This window comes from Rummeliibacillus sp. GQ308 (genome assembly GCF_059759115.1).
Window position 1 is genome coordinate 1,619,325 of sequence record NZ_JCAXDQ010000001.1, and the last position, 17,630, is coordinate 1,636,954.

Genomic DNA, 17,630 nt, shown 5'->3' on the forward strand with positions numbered 1-17,630 from the left:
ATTCACCTAGCAAAGAAGTATCGAGTTAACACGATCACTTTTTTTACTAGGTGAATGTATTGTTTACGATGAGCCGATTTAATTATTGTCTTTATTATACATCATGCTTTACCAGTTGTCCAATAATTCTTTTGTCTAATATGTTTTAGGGATATATGTTTGGGCTATTTACAAAGGTAGATTGACATGGGAGGCATATGTATGCAAAAAAGAGATGATGATTATGAAAGAAGTATTTTAGCAGATAAAAAAATCAATAGTAGCATAAATAAAAAAACTAAAAAGAAACAGGAAAGAAATACAATTAAGCAAGAACTTTATTTGCGTGAAAAAGTAAACTTTGACTCAGAACAAATCCCTGAACGTGTTCTTTATGCCAACGGAATTGGAGCATACGGTCAGTTCGAATTATATGAGTCCCTAGAGGAATATACAAAAGCGAGTTTCCTTACAAATCCATCTAATATAACACCTGTATTCGTTCGTTTTTCTTCCATGCAGAGTTCACGAGGAACTAATGATACTCAAAGAGATGTCAAAGGCTTTGCAACAAAGTTTTATACGGAAGAAGGCAATTTTGATTTAGTCGGAAATAATGTACCTATTTTCTATATACACAATACAAGGAAATTCCACGAACTTGTACGTGCCGTAAAGCCGGATCTCAATCAAGAATTTGTAAATGGTACAAACCCACATGATCAATTTTGGACCTTCGCCGCTAAAAATCCCGAAACTGCACATATGGTCATGTGGCAGATGAGCGATCGCACAATTCCCCGCTCTTATCGTATGATGGAGGGATTTGGCGTTCATACATTCCGCTTGGTAAATAGGAAAGGAAAGACTCAATTTGTGAAATTTCACTGGAAACCTTCACTTGGCGTCCATTCATTGGTCTGGGATGAAGCACAAAAAATTGGTGGCAAAAATCCCAATTTTCTTAGCCAAGATTTATTGGAAGCAATCAAAAAAGGTGATTATCCAGAATGGGAATTAGGTTTGCAATTGATTCCGGAAGAAGATCAATTTTCTTATGATTTTGATATTCTTGATCCCACTAAACTTTGGCCTGAAGAAGACGTGCCTGTTAAAATTATTGGAAAAATGACGTTAAACCGGAATGTCGACAACGGCTTTCTAGAGACTGAACATGCCGCCTTTCATCCAGGGCACCTAGTCCCAGGTATCGAAATCTCTGAAGATCCGCTCTTACAAGGCAGGATACTCTCCTATACTGATGCACAGGTAGAACGGCTAAGGGGGCCTAAATTTCTTCAAATACCCATTAACCAGCCGATATGTCCTTTCCAAAACAAAAACAACAAAAATAATGACTTTCTTATCCCAGAGGCTACCAATGAGCAAAATGCTCCCACACCCAAAAATCAAGGCTTTTTTGAAGAAAGTCAAGAAAACATGGGTGGTAACAAGCGTGGAGAGCAAACAGAAAGTTTTCAGGATCACTACTCACAAGCAAAGCAGTTTTTGAATAGTTTAATGCCTTATGAACAACAACACCTATTAGAAGCTTTTACTTATGAAATCGGCAAATGTAAATCTCAGGAAGTCAAAAATAATGCGGTGGATTTTATTAATCATATCGATCATTATTTAGCTAAAAAAGTAGCTGATAATGTAGGGGCTAAGATTCCTATCAAAAACCTAGAAGTAAAATCAACCAAGTTGTCTCCTGCCCTAACAATGGCAGATACAGTATGCAAACCTGATACTAGAAGTGTCGCCATTATTTTAAATGGTACTCCTAATACGCAGCAATTAACAGAATGGGTCCAACAACTTGTAGAACATAAAATTAATTACAGTATTATTGATAAAAAAGCACATCGTATAAATGAGGTGCTAAAGGCGTCTGAAACTTATAGCACCGTTGATTCAGCACAATACGATTCATCAATATTAATAAGTCCAAATCCAACTATTCCATCTAAAGTGCTTGAACTTGTCGAAATGACTTATGTACACCACAAGCCGCTTGCATTAGCCGTTTTAAGTCCAGAATCACTATTATATACGCGTATAAAGATGGAAGAACAAGGCGTATATGATTTAACATTCACGGAATTTGAACAGTTTATTGAAGGTATAGCACAAGCCCGATTTTGGGAAAGAATAATTGACTAAGCAAAGTAAATATAAAGGCAAAACATGAAGTATGGTTTGCCTTTTCTTTGGGTATTCTTGTAGAAAATTAGCGTATTATGCGAAGTAGATTAATCACAACCTCACTGCTTCTGTATATACTATCATATACCTATTGAAAAGAGCGTGATTAAATGGATCTGTTTCAAGCCGACCCTTTTCAAAATCTTCAAGAAAAGAATATGGATTTTGAAGACGTATTTCGTGAAATTGCATACTTTATGAATCGTAACCCCTTAGGAAACTATAGATTAATTGTCGGGACAGATTCTCAAGTTCATAAAGTAGATACCATTTTCATTACTGGAATCGTGGTGGTGGATGAAGGTAAACGAGTCTGGGCATGCATGAGGCGTGTACTTGTGCCTCGTAAAATGGTACATCTGCATGAACGCATATCTTTAGAACTCTCTTTTACAGAAGAAATCGTGTCCCTTTTTACAGAGGAAAGAAAGAAGCAGCTGATCGAGATTATTTTACCGAATATTTATAATGGTGCTACCTTTACAATGGAGGGCCATATCGATATCGGTTCAGGCCAACGCAACAAAACCCGTGAATTTGTACATGAAATGGTAAATCGAATCGAATCAATTGGAGTAGAACCCAAAATAAAACCAGATGCTTTTGTTGCTTCTTGTTATGCTAATCGCTATACGAAATAAATTATTAGAAAAATGAGAAAAAATTTCCCGAGAAATACTTCTTTAAACAAAATAAGAGAAGCAATCATATCATTGATTGCCTCTCTTATTTTTATGCTTTCAAGAAATTCGGATCTAAATAAGCAGGGTTTGGATATTTATAATACCCCTCGCCGGACCCTTTTCCTAGTTTCCCTTGATCAATAAATTCTTTCTTCAACCGGTCGGCAATTGGTTGAAGTTCTGGGTGTGCTTTTGCTGATGTGGATACAATATTATAAGCCGTTTCAATACCAACAACATCTAAGATTGCAAACGGTCCCATAGGAGCTCCTGTAGCAAGCATCCATGTTTTATCGATTGTCTCAGGATCCGCTACACCTTTTGCCCATAAGCCTTGGGCTGCATTTAATAATGGAACTAAAAGCGAATTTAAAATATAGCCAGGCTGTTCTTTCAGAATACGAAGTGGCACCATGCCGATTTCTCCGGCAAATTCGACTAGTTGATCTACATACTGTTCGTCTGTTCCACTATGTCCCATAACTTCTGCTGTATTGTTCTTCCATACTTCATTTGCAAAATGTAGTGCTAGAAACTTCTCTGGTCTTCCAGTATATTCAGCAAATTGACTTGGAAGCAAAGTGGAAGAGTTCGTGGCAAAGATTGTTTTTTGCGGAGCTACAGATGCCAATTCTTGATAGAAGCTGATTTTAATTTCAGTCAACTCAGGAATTGCTTCAATAAGTAAATCTGCATCCTTTACTGCTTCCTGTAGGCTTGTACTATATGTTATTCGACTTAATGCAGCTTTTGCATTTTCTTCATCTTTAAAATAATCTGCATACACATCTTGCAATTTTAACAAACGTTCTTTCGCTTTAACAATCGCAGCTTCATTAATATCATAGACACTTACTTGAAAACCATGAAAAGCAGATTGAAAGGCAATCTGGCTACCTAATACACCACTGCCTGCAACTGTAATGTGTTGAAATTCCATTTGTACCACTCCTTCAATTTGTATATAGAACTTTTTGATTATCCGTTCATACATCTTCAATTTACCATACCTCATTAAATTTTGTCGATATTTGCAGATTGGTGCTGCTACTTGTATATAGGAAAAGGCTCGGTTTATTTGAAGAAAAAAAGAACAAACATGCATGGTTTCGCAGGTTTGTTCTATCTATTAGTGCAAATGCATTATTTCAAAACTGAAATAAAGACATGCAATGAGTAAGCAAAGCGCTACTGCTCCTTCTATTTTGCTCCCTGTTCGTGTTGTTAAAGGAAAACGAACTTTCACTTTTATTGGGAAAAATAGCTGGATCCCCTGCTTTGTACACATATCAAGCACAAAATGGCTCGCCATGCCGATTAGAAGGCCCATTTTAATTGCATCATTGGTTACGTATGTATGTAATATCCAAGCCACAATCAATAAAAATAGTAAACTGTGTGTAAATGAACGGTGCCCAAATAATCCATTTATCAATTTGGACAATGCGGGAAATGTACGGCCAATCATACTTCCTCCATGGCAAATATCAGGAATTAATGCGCCGATTGCGCCAGCCGTTCCCAAAAGTAATGGTGAATCTACACTTGTTTGACCAAAAGCAAGACATGCTGCAATACCGCCAATGATGTGTGTCTTTCCTGTCATGCTTCATCCTCTTTCTTTTTTAAATAGAAATCAACTTTGTATCCACTAGCAATTCTGTAAGCCGAGCTAAGGGCAATCCCACTACATTTAAATAATCTCCTTTTATTCCTTCAACCAAAAACACGCCATCTGTCTGAATACCGTAACCTCCAGCCTTATCAAAACAATCTCCTGTTGCTACATAGGCCTCAATAAGGGTATCGGGCACTTGTTTAAAATATACCTCTGTCTTTTCTACAAAGGCTGTTTTATTTCCAACATCATCTATAATAGCAACCGCTGTCATCACTTCATGCACATTTCCGCGGAGCTGTTTGAGATGCTTGATGGCCTCATTTGCATCTTTTGGCTTATGTAGCAATTCTTGTCCTTTTACTACGATAGTATCCGCTCCAATCACTACATGCCCTGGGTTTCTCTTCGCTACATCAGTTGCTTTAAGTAGCGCCACTTTCTTCACATATTCATCTGGGTTATCATCTTTTATACTCGTTTCCTCTACAGTTGCCACTAAAATCTTAAATGGTACATTCAAACGTTCGAAAAGTTCCTTTCGCCTCGGGGAAGCTGAAGCCAAAATGAATGATTTTTCTGTCGTAAAGTTCATAATATCACTCCTTGTCCTATCATACCTAAAATGAAAGCAAAAGAAAATTCTTTTTAAAGTAGCTCATACTCCAAATTTCATATTAGGCATAGCTATAATTGTATGAAAAATGCCCATCCAAACAGGTGGATGAGCATTATCATACTTATTAAATAAATGTAGTAATATCATCAATGTCTAATCGAGATGATCCGTAAGCAGGTGCAGACCCTTTCCCAATTGAGATTAATAGCATAGGTTTTACATTCTCTTCAAGATTGAAGTATTCTGCAAACTTCACTTTATCAAAACCGCCCATTGGCACTGTATCATAACCATGCTCTTTTGCTAATAGCATGATTTGCATAGAAATTAGGCCAGCATCAAATGTAGCAATATTTGTTAAGATTTCTTCTGGCAATTGAGGGTAAAGGTTTTGCGCATTTTGGATTAATAGTGATGCACGTTCATGCTCCATATGCCCTTCTGCTACGTTTTTCATGTAAATTTCTTCTGTTTTTTTATACATTTTAATATCGCCTAAAACAGCGATTACCGCAGATGCAGTTTCAATTTGTTCTTGGTTATTAGCAATTTTGCGCAAGTCTTTCTTTTTCGCTTCATCTTGAATGACTAAAAAACGCCATGGTTGAAGATTACTAGAAGAAGGTGCTGAAGTAGCTTCCAATAAAATTGATCTTAACTCATCTGCTGAAATTTTAAAATCAGGGTCGTACTTACGTACAGATTTACGTTCTTGCATTACTTTATATACTGAATTTGTCATTATAGTATCCTCCAAAACTTACTTTAAGTTAGTTATTGTATTCGAAAATATATTACTTTAAGTAAGTTAATTTGTCAATATTTCGTGCCTGTATGCTACAATTAGTTTATAGGGAGGGATTTGATTTGGACTGTTGCCATGAAACAATTGAATTTTTAGGAAAACGCTGGATGGTGCGGATTATTCACGTTTTATTAGATGGCCCGAAAAGATATCATGAAATCTATTCTGCCATCCCTGGTATATCGGACAAACTATTATCACAGCGCCTCCAAGAATTAATAGATGCCCATTTAGTCGAGAAAGATTATATTGAAGCATCGCTAAAAAAGGTTTCGTATACGCTAACAAACAAAGGATATGCTTTTCAAAAAGTCATTTGTGCCTTCAATGATTGGCAAAAGCTTTAAAAAATAAAGGAAAACTCCACTTAGTGTGGAGTTTTCTTTATTTTCTATAACAAGTCATTTGAATATTATTAATCCTGCACATTACTAAGTTTTTCATTTAGTTTTGTATAGACTTGTTTCATATATCGTTCAGAGCTTCTTTCAATTGCTTCATCTAAATTCATCCATTCAATCGCACTATTTTCATCAGGCGCTATAGTTGTACCTTCGCCTTCATCTGCTTCTATTAAAAAGGTAACATTCAAATGCACATGTGTACCAACATACTTCCCTTTCTTCATATGTCCTCCCACACCTAAAATTTCAATTGAATAATAATCCGACATTAAAGGCTTAATATTTTTTAGCCCTGTTTCTTCCTCTGTTTCTTTTAAGGCAACATGTAAAAGGTCTGCATTTCCATCTGCATGTCCACCCATCCACGCCCACGATTGATATTGATTATGGAAAGCCATTAATACCTTTGTTCGCTCTTTATTCACAATCCAAGCTGATGCAGTAAAATGTGCAAATTCATTTTCTCTTGTCAAAACATCTGAAAATTGATCTATATAGCGAAGCATAAGCTCTTTATCTTTTTTTTCTTGCTCATTGTATGGGCAATATGCCATCAATTCATTACGAATAGTCATATGTATATCTCCTTTTGTATTTTCTTTTATATTCTATCGAAGTTAGAAGTTGCGGTCAAAATAGTCTTAGAACATCTCAGCCTCAAGACCTAGAGTAAAATCAATACTCCGGCCGTTTGGACAAAACGAAATTCAGCGTAACATAAAGGTACAAACGAAGGAGGAAAAAACAATGAAAAAAATTGGTTTATTCGTCATTGGCAGTATCGCAGCCATTACAATTCTCTGTTCATTAGGTCCATTAACAGGATTGGCTATCTCGGCCGCTATTCTTTTTACGGGGGTGCATTTCTATTTACAAAGCAGTTCCACTTTTTCAAAAATTATTTGGGCACTTGTTGCCATCTCAGGTTTATTAACAGCTGCAGCTAATATTCCTGGATTCATCGGAATCGCAGCACTAGCTGTTATTTGGGTGGTTTATCGTAAGTGGAAACATTCTGAAAACGAAACTTTCACTGCATCAGATGATCCATTTACAAACTTTGAAAAACAATGGAATGAAATCACAAAATAAGAGGAGGAAAAAATATGGCTAACTTATGGCAACGCCTAAAATATACAGTTGAAGCAGATTTAAATGAAATGTTTGATAAAAAAGAGGATAAAAATCCAATTAAGATGTTAAATCAGTATATCCGTGAAGCAGAAAAGCAAACAGAGGAAACAGGCAAATTATTAGAGCGACAAGGTACATTGCAACAAAAACTCGAAAAAGAATTAGCAGATACAAATGAAATGAAAAATAAACGAAGCATGCAACTGGATTTGGCTAATAAAAGCGGTGAACAAGACTTAATCGCATTTGCCCAACAAGAATTTGATGCGTATTCACAACGTAGCATCGTTCTTCAGGACAGTATCGATAAATCTACCGAAGAACTCATTGGCTTGGAACGTAAGTATGAAGAAATGAAGCATAAAATCAAAGATATGAAAGTGCGTCAATTACAATTGATGGGTAAAGAAAATGTCGTTCGTGCACATAATCAAATGAACCAGTTTCTCCAACCAGAATCTTCAAACAAAATAAATGGTCGACTTGAAACTTTTGAAGCTATGGAGAGTTATATCGATCACCTTGGCCAAAAAATTGACAGTCAACATGAAATCACATCTATGGAAGAACGCTTAGCGCGACTGGAAGCAAATAACTCAAAAAATGAGGCAACCCAATCCCTATAATGATTGGACTTCTTCTGGACTATCGTTATACTAAAAAAGAGAAGCTGGGACTTCTCTTTTTTCTTATTTAATTAACTGGAAAGGAGGCAACCAATGACCCACCTTTCAACTAAAACACTTACAATGCTTGGTATTACGGCCTTTTTGCTAATTTTTATTGAAGCTACTTTCTTTGGAAATGGCAGTATAATGTTTGCCATTATAGGTGCTTTTTTTATGTATGTCAGCATACGCAGAAAGCGCAAATGGCTGTTTTGGTTAGGTGTCATTTTTCTGGGGATTGCCCTACTATCTATGTGGAGCTTACGCCTAGTTATCATCGGAGTGTTATTATACCTTCTATGGAAACTTCGAAAAGGTGAAGAATTTCACATATCTGTATCTAAACAACCGGCAGAACAAGCGAACTCATTTATTCAGAATAAATTATTTTCATTTCAAGGTACACCTATTGAGTCATACGAATGGCAAGATGTACATATACAAAGCCTTGCCGGTGATCTGCTGATTGATGTGACTCAGACTGTTTTACCTAAAGGGTCGTCATTGATATCTGTACGGCAAGGCTTTGGAAAAGTGAAAGTACTTGTGCCTTATGAAATACCTGTACGCCTGCATTATTCTACGTTTATCGGCGATGCGCATTGTTTCGGTCAAAGTTATCCGAGAGTTTGGAACGATACGATTGCCGTTAGAAATGGTTATGAGAATGCAGAGGATTCTTCGGCTGAACTCATCATCACGGTTTCCACATTATTTGGGAATGTCGAGGTGATTCGCCAATGACGAAATTTTTGGCCCGAACAATGAGCTTGTTTTTCGGAGAAATATTTATTTTCTCGCTTATTTTCTTTATTCTTTTTGATGGCCATTTCAATCAATGGAAAACACTTTGGGAAGAAAAGTATTGGAATTTGCCGGTCGCTATTCTATTCCTTATTCTGCTTTTTGCGATTAGCCTAAGCATCTCAATAGGGGGTATATTCATCCTTCGCCAGCAGAGTAAAACGTTTGAAAATGCACTTCATAATATTGAAAAAAGTGATCCTATCCCGCCTAATTGGAGTGGCCCGCTTTCAATTCAAAAGTCATTAAATGAGATAAGTGAATTGATAGCTACTCAGCGTAAAAGCTTGCAAAAGCTGACAAATGATAAGGCAGTTAACCAAGATCAGCTCATTCAAGAACGTATTGTACAGGAAAGGCACCGACTTGCCCGGGAACTTCATGACTCTGTTTCTCAACAACTTTTTGCAGCTTCTATGCTACTTTCGACCATTAATGAAACAGCAGGAGATGCAACACCGTCAACTAAAAAATTATTAAAGCAATCGGAAGAAATTGTTCAGCAAGCCCAGCTTGAAATGCGGGCACTATTACTTCACCTTCGTCCTGTTGCATTAAAAAACAAATCGTTAAAACAAGGGCTAGAGGAATTGCTAGCCGAGTTACAGCAAAAAGTTACGTTCAAAATGCACAAACGATTAGAGGAAGTGTCCCTCTCTAAAGGTGCAGAAGATCATCTTTTCAGGATTGCTCAGGAGACACTTTCCAATACTTTACGTCATGCAAAAGCAACCGAAATGGAGCTGCTTCTTGTCGAACGAGATCAGCGTGTTATTTTCCGTGTTCAAGACAATGGAATCGGCTTCAAAACAACTGATGAAAAAGCCGGCTCATATGGCCTTCACAATATTGAAGAGCGTGCAGTCGAAATCGGTGGAACATATAAAATTGTCTCAGTACCATCGCAAGGTACGGTGATTGAAATTCAAATTCCAGTGGAAAAGGAGGTTATCTCCAATGATCAAGATACTGCTAGCCGATGATCACGAGATGGTACGAATTGGAGTATCAGCATATTTGCAAGCACAACCTGATATGGAAGTCATTGCTGAAGCTGCTAATGGAGAAGAAGCAGTTCAATTAGCTTTGAAGCATCGACCAGATATTATTTTGATGGATATGGTGATGCCAATCTTATCAGGGGCTGAGGCCACTAAAGCTATAGTGAATGAGTGGCCTGACGTTAAAATTATGATTGTCACCAGTTTCTTGGATGATGACAAGGTTTACCCAGCATTAGAAGCCGGCGCAATTAGCTATTTATTGAAAACAACTAACGCCAAGCAAATCGCTGATGCCATTCGAAGTACTTTCAATGGTACGCCCATCTTAGAACCAGAGGTTACGAGTAAAATGATGGCAAGAATGCGTCAAAAACATGATCGTCCACTTCATGAAGAATTGACTGAACGTGAACATGAAGTATTATTGTTAATAGCACAGGGTAAAACAAATCAAGATATTGCTGATGAACTTTTTATTGCCTTAAAAACTGTTAAAACACACGTTAGTAATATTCTCTCCAAATTAGAAGTACAAGATCGCACCCAAGCTGTTGTTTATGCATTTAACCATCACCTAGTAGAAGCTTAAAGCTCTTACATATCAAAACCCAAGAATCATTTAATTTCAGATCCTTGGGTTTTTGATTTTTTGGGTGAATTGTGTCGCTATCGCTGAGAGAATACTGGCTTTTCATCTCAAAGAATCCACATCTTTCATTTTTACGTGTATATTATATTTTTTTAACTTAATTTTAAACTCATTCTTATTTAGAAATTTTTCTTTATTTCCTGTCTTTATATTGATTATCCAAAAATATATCTCGTTATCTTCTAAATCTTTCTGTTTAGCAATTACATAGTTTTTGTTCCAACCCGCTTTAATTATTTCAGTAGGAACTACGGCTGGCCCCCACCCAATATCAGTTTTGTGAGCAATGGTGATTTCATGTCCAGAAGTTCTAATGATGGAGTAATTCCCTGGCAAATAAACATCATAATCAGCTAAGCCTGCACAACCACTAACTAAAAACATAGCCCCAAAGAATAGAATAACTTTTTTATTCATTTTGATTAAACCTACCTCAGGTATCTAATATTTATTTATGTTTGAATATTAATTAAATGTAACTTTATCGATTTAAACTTCTTGATCACTTTTATATTCAAGAATATCGCCAGGTTGACATTCCAATGCCTTACAAATTGCGTCTAAGGTTGAAAACCTGATTGCTTTTGCTTTTCCATTTTTCAGTATTGAAAGATTCGCCATCGTAATGCCTACTTTCTCTGAAAGTTCAGTAACACTCATTTTCCTTTTAGCTAACATCACATCAACATTTACTATTATGCCCATTACTTTCACCTCAGACTGTTAAATCGTTTTCTGATTTAAAATATACGGCTTCTTGTAAAAGCTTTTGCAAAACTGCTGCAAAGACTGCAATTACTAAAGAAGCAAAAATTGGTACCATCCCCATGATAATCAAACCTGGAGCGTCATCCTTTTCTGCAATAAGATAAACGAATGGCATGATGACTACATATAGAAAACTGATAGTAACGGCACAATACTTTATACTCTTTAAAGCATTAATAGATATCTGAGAAAAAGATTGATTCTTATCAATATAATTTAACAGACAATATGATTTAAACAGAGCCAGATAAAATGGAATAGCTGATACAAAAATCACTACCAAAACAGGATATAACATACCGCTGTAATCGGGATTCACTGGATTATTTGGTAACCAAGACACTAAATAAATACAGAGAGCAAGAACTGGAATTCCCATCAAGAAAATAGCAATTTTCAAAAATAATGTTGATCCTGTTTTCAAAAAGAGCACCTCACTTTTTTATTCCTCTCTAAAAAACTAACACATTATTTATTGAAAAACAATAAATAAATATTATATTACATTAAATAAATATCGTTGCTTTAATATTAAAACAAATAAAAAACCACCAAATTGGCGGTCTTTTCATCCTTATGAGAACTCATCCGCGTAAAATTTTCCCCAACGCTTTCCCTTTAGCTAGCTCATCAATCATCTTATCTAAATAACGGATTTCTTGCATCAATGGTTCTTCAATATCTTCTACTCTGATACCGCAAACTACCCCTTTAATTAATCTTCGTGCTGGATTCAAATGAGGGGCTTTTGCAAAGAATGTCTCAAAATCCGAGCCTTGATCCAATTGTCCTTTTAGCTCTCCCTCGTTATAACCTGTCAACCAGCAAATGATTTCGTCAACTTCTTTCTTTGTCCGACCCTTTTTCTCTGCTTTATTAACATAATGAGGATAAACACTGGCAACGCTCATTGTATATATTTTATGTTTAACCATAGTATCTCTACCCTTCGCTTTTATCTAAATATTTTTTCTTGTATGTTAAATACAGCACACTAATTAAATTTCCCGCTAATGCCAAGATACCATAACCTTCTAAAGCAATTCCTCTTTCAGCTGAATAGCTTAATCGTTACTATTTTTCACTTTTTTCTTTCGGCTAATCCAAAATATTGTTAAAAAAAATGCAAGAATAAAACAACCAGCTAGAATGAGAGTGGAAGTATCATAAAGAAAAAAGTAAGCATTTTTTACTTCGTACATGTTAATCGCTCCTTTAAACCTGTTAAATTCTATGTAAAAATTGAATATTTTATAGGGTTAGTAAATCCTAACTTCATTGCTAATTTTATAGATGTTGTATTGGATATATCACAATCCCATCGAGGAATTATATTATTTTTCAAACTATGGTTAATAAAAATCTTAGCGATAATTTTCGCTAACCCTTGTCCTCTATAGTCGTTATGAGTAGCAATATCAATTTCCGCAAATTGTTCAGAAGCAAAAATTGACGTGCATTCGCTAATTACTTTTGCATCATGGAGAATAGCAAACCCAAAGCCCTTCTCTTCATAATTGCCAATAGATCCCCAGTACGCCTCATAATAATTCTTATCAAATTCCTGGCTATTCTCTATTACTGCTGAGTTTATCTTTTTTAGAGAATAGTTAATAGGTAATTTGATTACATTGGCTACTTCCTTGTTAGCATCATAATTAAATGAAAATCTGACCAAATGTCTTATTTCTTTTTCAAACTCCCCCATTATTACTGAATCCCATATTTCCGAAGAAGTAAAGAGGGTGAATCGTAAGCCTTCTTCTTTCCTTCTTCTATAAAGATTAAAAAGAAAATTATTAAATTCTACGTTTTCTGTTGCACCTACTATAGAATAGATACCTATTGTTGTTTCAAAAAGGACTGTTTGATGCAAATGAGAATCTGCATAAACTTTCCCTGGAATGTATCCATCCAATATTGAATAAACGAACGTTGGACATCTAGTGCCATTTAAATTTATTTTTACATTTTTATATTCATTTGTATCTAGTATGATCATTACCAATAAACCCCTTCAAATATTGTCAATAAATCACTTCAATATTCATTCAACATATCTTTTAATATAGCATAATTAAAATGGTATACTTCTTAGTCAAGGGATATATTACAATCTATTTTGTTAATATTAAAAATGTTTAATTTAAACCTAGGAACATACATAGCAAAGAAAATACTTATTGAATAGGGAATTAACATGTTCATTAGGAGGTGAATAGTCTTGAAGAACTTTCTATTCTATTGTCGAATATTTTTTCTTGTTACTCTACTGTTGCTTTTCTTAACAAATGTTATTAGCCCACGTACTTTTATAGCAATAATAGTCGGGATAGTTGTATTTGTTGTAATTCCTGCGATTATTAAATCACTGCAGAATAGGGAAAAAAGTCTGGGCAATAATTGATCAAGGCTCGTTATTGTTAAACTATAATTTAGTTAGGAAATCACTCTATGTGAAGATTCATAGTTTTCTTAGATAACTCCCAGAAATATAAGTCCTCAGTTTCTTTATATAATCTCGCCCCATTTTTTTCTAATACTTTGTGTGAAGCTTTATTTTTCTTTTCCGTATCAGCAATTACACGTTTAACGAGAGGCTGATCTAAAATCCAAGACGCTAATATCTTAATTGTCTCTGTCATATATCCCTTCCCTTGGTAACAAGGGAAGGTGAAATACCCAATAATAACCTCACCATTTTCATCGGGTAACCCTTTTAACATAATTCCTCCTATAATAGAATTTAGCTCCTTGGATATTATGAGCCAATTTGTATGCCAATAATAGTTTGAGGAATCTATCAATACTTTAGATAATCTATATTTCATCGCATCTTTTATTTCTTCATCCAAAAGTAATTCACTTTTTTCCAAATGGAAAACATCCTGTAGCTTACATATATCATCAATAAATAATCTTAAGCTTTCAGCGTCTAATGGTACAATCCTTACTCTTTCTGTGTCTAGCTCCTTCATCTTATACGCTCCCTTCTATGTATTTAGAGGTTTTCTAAACGAATAGCAAAATTTATCAAAGTTATTTTTATCTTCATAAAATCTATGTGCGTCTAATCGAGCTAATCCCGATTCTAATGCAATATATATGCATTGATTTTTTAGAGCTATTTCTTCTAGATATGTCATCATTGCATTTCCGTATCCCTTTGATCTATCTGAGGATTCTGTTACTAAATCATATAAAAACAAATGTTTTTTGTTATAAAAATTTGTTTGGATTTTAAAGCCAGCTATAGCTTTAATAACTCCGTGATCAGTAAGAGCTATCATTTGATACCCCTCACTTTGCATTACTTTAAATAGACTTACACAGTCCTTTTCGCTTATATCTGTACGGAGTTGAGTTATTAATGGGAATGTTTCAAGTAAATTCTCGTTATCAATCTTTTTAAAATTATACATTTGAAATTCTTATCTTGCCTCACATATAATTATTGTAAACACCTTTTTCCTATCTTCAAACGATTTAGCAAACCAAACCGCTTTTGACCCTACCATCTTTTTTATCGTATGTCTTCTTATGCACTGAATAGCGTTCTTCCCTGCTTTAATGCAATTTTTGAGGTTTTACTTTTTCTTCTGGCAAATATAAATTGGTTAATTGATTAAATTCGTATTTTCCTATTGAGATTGCACCAGCTACATCAAATCCATTAGTACCTCCACTTACAAAAAGGCCAAAATCATCCTCTACTATATCTTCAAGAATTTCAGCTTCTGTCAAAGTACGCCTAGGATCGTAAACTTGAACTCCACATAAATTTAAAGCCTTCAAATAATTTAACATCTCAGAGCTTATGTTCTTTAAAGGCAGATAATTAAGGATAACTAAACCTTCATTATCTCGTATCCATTCGAAAAATTCAGTTATGGATCCATGCATAGGTCTAGCACTAACTGTTGGAGTCTTTTTCAGTGGTAAGTATCCTAGTAATTCAATATTGATATCTTTAAAATTAGTTTTATAGACATAAACCATAATCACTTCTAGTTTTCCGCTTTTTAGTTTATTAAATTCCCTTATTACTTCAATTATAGAATAATCTTCACATAACAACCCAATATGCTTTAAATTAGATTCCTGATCTATTTTTAGTAATTGATTAAGTATTTCATTATTAGAACCATTTAATTTCACAGTTAAATCAGCATACTGCGAATATACAACAATGTTGCAGGATGGAAATAACAACTTAAACTGCAAATTATATTCGTTACCATGATCAGCAGTATGCAAAAGATTTCTCATATCATTTGATGTAAAACCATATTCTTTACGGAATTCCAACTTAATTTCTCTTAATTTGTGTGAAGCTCCATGACCTCTTACCAGAAAGGAAATAATTTCACCACTAGATAAATAATCAGCATACTCATCCATATTAAATGGAGAGGAAAAATGAGATTGAATATCTTTTTTTTGTAGTTGAGCCCTTTTTTCAAAAACAATCTCCAGGTTGTTTTTTTCTAATTCTCTTTTAAAACTGTCGTATACCTTTGGCTTAATTACTCCATCCGGTTTTAAAATAGCCAAACCGTAATCCATACTATTGTCCATTTAAAATGCCCCTATAAGTTTTTAGAATTAAAAATGAATACTGAACCCGTTAAATTGGTGGATACCTGTACCAAATTTAACAAGCTTATTTGCCCACAAATACTCAACTGCCAATTTTACTTCTTCTAAAATTTTAGGTTTGAGTCCTAATGTGTTATGTGATCCGAAAACGATCGTGACATTTGGAATCTTTGATATTTTATCTAACGAGTTGACTAAATCTACAGGGTTGGTCGATGGATAAAATGCATATATTGGTGTTTCATCATATAATAAATCTCCTGTAAACAAATATCCATTAGTTTCATCAAAAATCGAAAGGTGACCCGGTGAATGCCCAGGCGTATGGTAGATAACCAGCCTTCTATTCCCTAACTCGATTACATCTCCATGATGTAATAAGCCTGTTGGTTCTCCTTGGTATGGTTTATATGTTGCTGCATCAAATGTTTTAGGGGTAGGTAATGTTATACCTCTGCTTATATCTTTTCGTATCTGCTCAATAGACAAGCCTTTAATACCATTCACTAACCAATCTTTATCCCCTTCATGGACAAAAATATGTTCAAACTCTCCATGGCTTCCTATATGGTCAGCATGGACATGTGTTGTAAGAACTTCAATTGGTAAATCTGTTAATTGGTTTGTAATTCTTTTTATATTATCAATTCCTAGTCCTGTATCAATAAGTACAGCTTTATCATTACCTAACAATAAAAATGAATGTACTTTCTCCCAGTGTCCATATTCGCTAATTGCATATGTATGTGTATCAATCTGTTGCACAGTAAACCATTTATCGTTCAGCATAACTAAGCCTCCAAGTTAATTTACATGTATTCTTTATAACATTCGTTTGCTTATGCACTAAATCCTTTAATTTGTGATAATAAATGGATTTTAGATTAATACCTTATAAAATCTTAATATTCTGATATAATTAAAATAACTATAAGTAAAGGGGGCGTTATATAATGACAAACTTAAATACAATATGCGGGGTACATTACTTGTAAGGGTTCACGTATAACTGCCCTATAAACTGCGTGGTCCTTAAAAATGGAGGAAAAATTGATAATTAGAGACTATAACAAGCGAGATGAAACTGGTTGGGTAAGATGTCGTGCGCTTGCATTTTTACAGACGGCTTATTTTGATAATGTTTTAGCGAAGAAAGTACACTATCAAAATCCATCTATTGAGCTAGTTGCAGAGCATGATGGGCAAATTGTTGGTTTGATTGATGTTGAATATGCAGAAGAGCAAACGGTATGTTCTCGCGGTGAAGGTTTAGGGGGAATGATTTGGCATATCGCCGTCCATCCTGATTTTTACCGACAAGGGATTGGACAGCAACTACTCGTTGCAGCAGAAACTAGAGCGATGAAATTAGGGTTAAATCGTTTGGAGGCATGGACTCGCAATGATCTTTGGGTACAAAACTGGTATAAAAAAATGCAATTTAATATTGTAGATTCCTATTATCACGTTTATTTGGAAGAAGATGAGTTGCATCCCCACATTAAAAGCAGCATACCTGATTTATACTTAGTAAATACTTTCGCTCATTATGTAGGGGAAAATATCGAACAATTTAAAGATAATAAGCGGATTCATGAGTGCGTTTGTTTTGAAAAGTTTATTTTTCTACCCCTTAATAATTCCTAAATAAAGCTTCCCTACACCATAATTGGTGTAGGGAGGCTTTA

At 34.9% G+C, this 17,630-nt stretch carries 24 protein-coding genes; 9 read left to right on the plus strand and 15 right to left on the minus strand.

Annotation, left to right across the window (positions count from 1 at the left end):
* Positions 1–201 precede the first annotated feature (201 nt).
* Positions 202–2,145 carry a catalase gene (locus AC6CHJ_RS08040; protein ID WP_498287989.1) on the plus strand — a complete coding sequence of 648 codons (1,944 nt, stop codon included), beginning with the start codon at positions 202–204 and terminating at the stop codon, positions 2,143–2,145.
* A gap of 152 nt (positions 2,146–2,297) precedes the next feature.
* A complete protein-coding gene (locus tag AC6CHJ_RS08045; protein WP_066787496.1) occupies positions 2,298–2,828 on the plus strand; it encodes a ribonuclease H-like YkuK family protein in 531 nt (176 codons plus the stop codon).
* 91 nt (positions 2,829–2,919) lie between these two features.
* Here AC6CHJ_RS08045 and AC6CHJ_RS08050 read toward each other — a convergent pair whose 3' ends face one another.
* The 4 genes from AC6CHJ_RS08050 to AC6CHJ_RS08065 form a co-directional block, all read right to left on the minus strand.
* Complete coding sequence (locus AC6CHJ_RS08050) at positions 2,920–3,810, minus strand: 3-hydroxyacyl-CoA dehydrogenase (protein WP_498287991.1); 891 nt, start codon at positions 3,808–3,810, stop codon at positions 2,920–2,922.
* A 189-nt stretch (positions 3,811–3,999) separates the two neighbouring features.
* A complete protein-coding gene (locus AC6CHJ_RS08055) occupies positions 4,000–4,476 on the minus strand; it encodes a metal-dependent hydrolase (protein ID WP_147193352.1) in 477 nt (158 codons plus the stop codon).
* A gap of 19 nt (positions 4,477–4,495) precedes the next feature.
* Positions 4,496–5,083 (minus strand): Maf family protein, encoded by a 588-nt coding sequence (locus tag AC6CHJ_RS08060; RefSeq protein ID WP_498287993.1) that lies wholly within the window; start codon positions 5,081–5,083, stop codon positions 4,496–4,498.
* A gap of 148 nt (positions 5,084–5,231) precedes the next feature.
* Positions 5,232–5,849: a nitroreductase family protein gene (locus tag AC6CHJ_RS08065; RefSeq protein ID WP_498287994.1), complete on the minus strand. Its 618-nt coding sequence runs from the start codon at positions 5,847–5,849 to the stop codon at positions 5,232–5,234.
* 125 nt (positions 5,850–5,974) lie between these two features.
* Between AC6CHJ_RS08065 and AC6CHJ_RS08070 the strand changes: the two genes are divergently transcribed.
* A complete protein-coding gene (locus tag AC6CHJ_RS08070; protein ID WP_392993565.1) occupies positions 5,975–6,259 on the plus strand; it encodes a winged helix-turn-helix transcriptional regulator in 285 nt (94 codons plus the stop codon).
* A 68-nt stretch (positions 6,260–6,327) separates the two neighbouring features.
* Here the strand turns inward: AC6CHJ_RS08070 and AC6CHJ_RS08075 are convergent, their stop codons facing one another.
* Positions 6,328–6,891: an NUDIX hydrolase gene (locus AC6CHJ_RS08075; RefSeq protein ID WP_498287996.1), complete on the minus strand. Its 564-nt coding sequence runs from the start codon at positions 6,889–6,891 to the stop codon at positions 6,328–6,330.
* A gap of 172 nt (positions 6,892–7,063) precedes the next feature.
* On the opposite strand from AC6CHJ_RS08075, the gene AC6CHJ_RS08080 reads away from it, so the two are divergent.
* The 5 genes from AC6CHJ_RS08080 (at position 7,064) to AC6CHJ_RS08100 (ending at position 10,515) form a co-directional block, all read left to right on the plus strand.
* Entirely contained in the window at positions 7,064–7,408 is a 345-nt protein-coding gene (locus tag AC6CHJ_RS08080) for a lmo0954 family membrane protein (RefSeq protein WP_147193347.1), read from the plus strand.
* A gap of 14 nt (positions 7,409–7,422) precedes the next feature.
* Positions 7,423–8,076 (plus strand): PspA/IM30 family protein, encoded by a 654-nt coding sequence (locus tag AC6CHJ_RS08085; RefSeq protein ID WP_498287997.1) that lies wholly within the window; start codon positions 7,423–7,425, stop codon positions 8,074–8,076.
* Between the two features lie 93 nt (positions 8,077–8,169).
* Positions 8,170–8,862, plus strand: a complete 693-nt coding sequence (gene liaF, locus AC6CHJ_RS08090; protein WP_392993556.1) for a cell wall-active antibiotics response protein LiaF — start codon at positions 8,170–8,172, stop codon at positions 8,860–8,862.
* Entirely contained in the window at positions 8,859–9,905 is a 1,047-nt protein-coding gene (locus AC6CHJ_RS08095) for a sensor histidine kinase (protein ID WP_498287999.1), read from the plus strand. Before liaF ends, AC6CHJ_RS08095 begins: the two co-directional genes overlap by 4 nt.
* Entirely contained in the window at positions 9,880–10,515 is a 636-nt protein-coding gene (locus tag AC6CHJ_RS08100; protein ID WP_147193343.1) for a response regulator transcription factor, read from the plus strand. Before AC6CHJ_RS08095 ends, AC6CHJ_RS08100 begins: the two co-directional genes overlap by 26 nt.
* Positions 10,516–10,617: 102 nt before the next feature.
* Here the strand turns inward: AC6CHJ_RS08100 and AC6CHJ_RS08105 are convergent, their stop codons facing one another.
* The 10 genes from AC6CHJ_RS08105 to AC6CHJ_RS08150 form a co-directional block, all read right to left on the minus strand.
* Entirely contained in the window at positions 10,618–10,992 is a 375-nt protein-coding gene (locus AC6CHJ_RS08105) for a DUF3997 domain-containing protein (RefSeq protein ID WP_498288001.1), read from the minus strand.
* Between the two features lie 72 nt (positions 10,993–11,064).
* Positions 11,065–11,280 carry a helix-turn-helix domain-containing protein gene (locus tag AC6CHJ_RS08110; RefSeq protein ID WP_392993548.1) on the minus strand — a complete coding sequence of 72 codons (216 nt, stop codon included), beginning with the start codon at positions 11,278–11,280 and terminating at the stop codon, positions 11,065–11,067.
* 10 nt (positions 11,281–11,290) lie between these two features.
* On the minus strand, positions 11,291–11,767 hold the full coding sequence (locus tag AC6CHJ_RS08115) for a DUF2975 domain-containing protein (RefSeq protein WP_392993546.1): 477 nt from the start codon (positions 11,765–11,767) through the stop codon (positions 11,291–11,293).
* 160 nt (positions 11,768–11,927) lie between these two features.
* Positions 11,928–12,278 carry a DUF2200 domain-containing protein gene (locus AC6CHJ_RS08120; RefSeq protein WP_392993545.1) on the minus strand — a complete coding sequence of 117 codons (351 nt, stop codon included), beginning with the start codon at positions 12,276–12,278 and terminating at the stop codon, positions 11,928–11,930.
* A gap of 129 nt (positions 12,279–12,407) precedes the next feature.
* Positions 12,408–12,545 (minus strand): hypothetical protein, encoded by a 138-nt coding sequence (locus AC6CHJ_RS08125; RefSeq protein WP_392993542.1) that lies wholly within the window; start codon positions 12,543–12,545, stop codon positions 12,408–12,410.
* Between the two features lie 29 nt (positions 12,546–12,574).
* Positions 12,575–13,345, minus strand: a complete 771-nt coding sequence (locus tag AC6CHJ_RS08130; RefSeq protein WP_498288003.1) for a GNAT family N-acetyltransferase — start codon at positions 13,343–13,345, stop codon at positions 12,575–12,577.
* Positions 13,346–13,790: 445 nt separating this feature from the next.
* Positions 13,791–14,321 (minus strand): GNAT family N-acetyltransferase, encoded by a 531-nt coding sequence (locus AC6CHJ_RS08135; protein WP_498288005.1) that lies wholly within the window; start codon positions 14,319–14,321, stop codon positions 13,791–13,793.
* Between the two features lie 15 nt (positions 14,322–14,336).
* Positions 14,337–14,765, minus strand: coding sequence for a GNAT family N-acetyltransferase (locus AC6CHJ_RS08140; protein WP_498288007.1), 429 nt, complete (start codon positions 14,763–14,765; stop codon positions 14,337–14,339).
* A gap of 145 nt (positions 14,766–14,910) precedes the next feature.
* Complete coding sequence (locus tag AC6CHJ_RS08145; RefSeq protein ID WP_498288009.1) at positions 14,911–15,921, minus strand: nucleoside-diphosphate kinase; 1,011 nt, start codon at positions 15,919–15,921, stop codon at positions 14,911–14,913.
* A 27-nt stretch (positions 15,922–15,948) separates the two neighbouring features.
* A complete protein-coding gene (locus AC6CHJ_RS08150) occupies positions 15,949–16,731 on the minus strand; it encodes an MBL fold metallo-hydrolase (protein WP_147193335.1) in 783 nt (260 codons plus the stop codon).
* A gap of 261 nt (positions 16,732–16,992) precedes the next feature.
* Between AC6CHJ_RS08150 and AC6CHJ_RS08155 the strand changes: the two genes are divergently transcribed.
* On the plus strand, positions 16,993–17,589 hold the full coding sequence (locus AC6CHJ_RS08155) for a GNAT family N-acetyltransferase (RefSeq protein ID WP_498288011.1): 597 nt from the start codon (positions 16,993–16,995) through the stop codon (positions 17,587–17,589).
* The last annotated feature ends 41 nt before the right edge of the window (positions 17,590–17,630 follow it).

What these genes read in the sequence shown, in the direction of transcription:
- AC6CHJ_RS08075 (WP_498287996.1), bottom strand. Translation starts at nt 6,891, where the DNA reads ATGACTATTCGTAATGAATTGATGGCATATTGCCCATACAATGAGCAA.
- AC6CHJ_RS08150 (WP_147193335.1), bottom strand. Translation starts at nt 16,731, where the DNA reads ATGCTGAACGATAAATGGTTTACTGTGCAACAGATTGATACACATACA.
- AC6CHJ_RS08125 (WP_392993542.1), bottom strand. Translation starts at nt 12,545, where the DNA reads ATGTACGAAGTAAAAAATGCTTACTTTTTTCTTTATGATACTTCCACT.
- AC6CHJ_RS08110 (WP_392993548.1), bottom strand. Translation starts at nt 11,280, where the DNA reads ATGGGCATAATAGTAAATGTTGATGTGATGTTAGCTAAAAGGAAAATG.
- AC6CHJ_RS08050 (WP_498287991.1), bottom strand. Translation starts at nt 3,810, where the DNA reads ATGGAATTTCAACACATTACAGTTGCAGGCAGTGGTGTATTAGGTAGC.
- AC6CHJ_RS08100 (WP_147193343.1), top strand. Translation starts at nt 9,880, where the DNA reads ATGATCAAGATACTGCTAGCCGATGATCACGAGATGGTACGAATTGGA.
- AC6CHJ_RS08055 (WP_147193352.1), bottom strand. Translation starts at nt 4,476, where the DNA reads ATGACAGGAAAGACACACATCATTGGCGGTATTGCAGCATGTCTTGCT.
- AC6CHJ_RS08105 (WP_498288001.1), bottom strand. Translation starts at nt 10,992, where the DNA reads ATGAATAAAAAAGTTATTCTATTCTTTGGGGCTATGTTTTTAGTTAGT.
- AC6CHJ_RS08145 (WP_498288009.1), bottom strand. Translation starts at nt 15,921, where the DNA reads ATGGACAATAGTATGGATTACGGTTTGGCTATTTTAAAACCGGATGGA.
- AC6CHJ_RS08120 (WP_392993545.1), bottom strand. Translation starts at nt 12,278, where the DNA reads ATGGTTAAACATAAAATATATACAATGAGCGTTGCCAGTGTTTATCCT.
- AC6CHJ_RS08045 (WP_066787496.1), top strand. Translation starts at nt 2,298, where the DNA reads ATGGATCTGTTTCAAGCCGACCCTTTTCAAAATCTTCAAGAAAAGAAT.
- AC6CHJ_RS08085 (WP_498287997.1), top strand. Translation starts at nt 7,423, where the DNA reads ATGGCTAACTTATGGCAACGCCTAAAATATACAGTTGAAGCAGATTTA.
- AC6CHJ_RS08095 (WP_498287999.1), top strand. Translation starts at nt 8,859, where the DNA reads ATGACGAAATTTTTGGCCCGAACAATGAGCTTGTTTTTCGGAGAAATA.
- AC6CHJ_RS08140 (WP_498288007.1), bottom strand. Translation starts at nt 14,765, where the DNA reads ATGTATAATTTTAAAAAGATTGATAACGAGAATTTACTTGAAACATTC.
- AC6CHJ_RS08040 (WP_498287989.1), top strand. Translation starts at nt 202, where the DNA reads ATGCAAAAAAGAGATGATGATTATGAAAGAAGTATTTTAGCAGATAAA.
- AC6CHJ_RS08065 (WP_498287994.1), bottom strand. Translation starts at nt 5,849, where the DNA reads ATGACAAATTCAGTATATAAAGTAATGCAAGAACGTAAATCTGTACGT.
- liaF (WP_392993556.1), top strand. Translation starts at nt 8,170, where the DNA reads ATGACCCACCTTTCAACTAAAACACTTACAATGCTTGGTATTACGGCC.
- AC6CHJ_RS08130 (WP_498288003.1), bottom strand. Translation starts at nt 13,345, where the DNA reads ATGATCATACTAGATACAAATGAATATAAAAATGTAAAAATAAATTTA.
- AC6CHJ_RS08060 (WP_498287993.1), bottom strand. Translation starts at nt 5,083, where the DNA reads ATGAACTTTACGACAGAAAAATCATTCATTTTGGCTTCAGCTTCCCCG.
- AC6CHJ_RS08080 (WP_147193347.1), top strand. Translation starts at nt 7,064, where the DNA reads ATGAAAAAAATTGGTTTATTCGTCATTGGCAGTATCGCAGCCATTACA.
- AC6CHJ_RS08135 (WP_498288005.1), bottom strand. Translation starts at nt 14,321, where the DNA reads ATGAAGGAGCTAGACACAGAAAGAGTAAGGATTGTACCATTAGACGCT.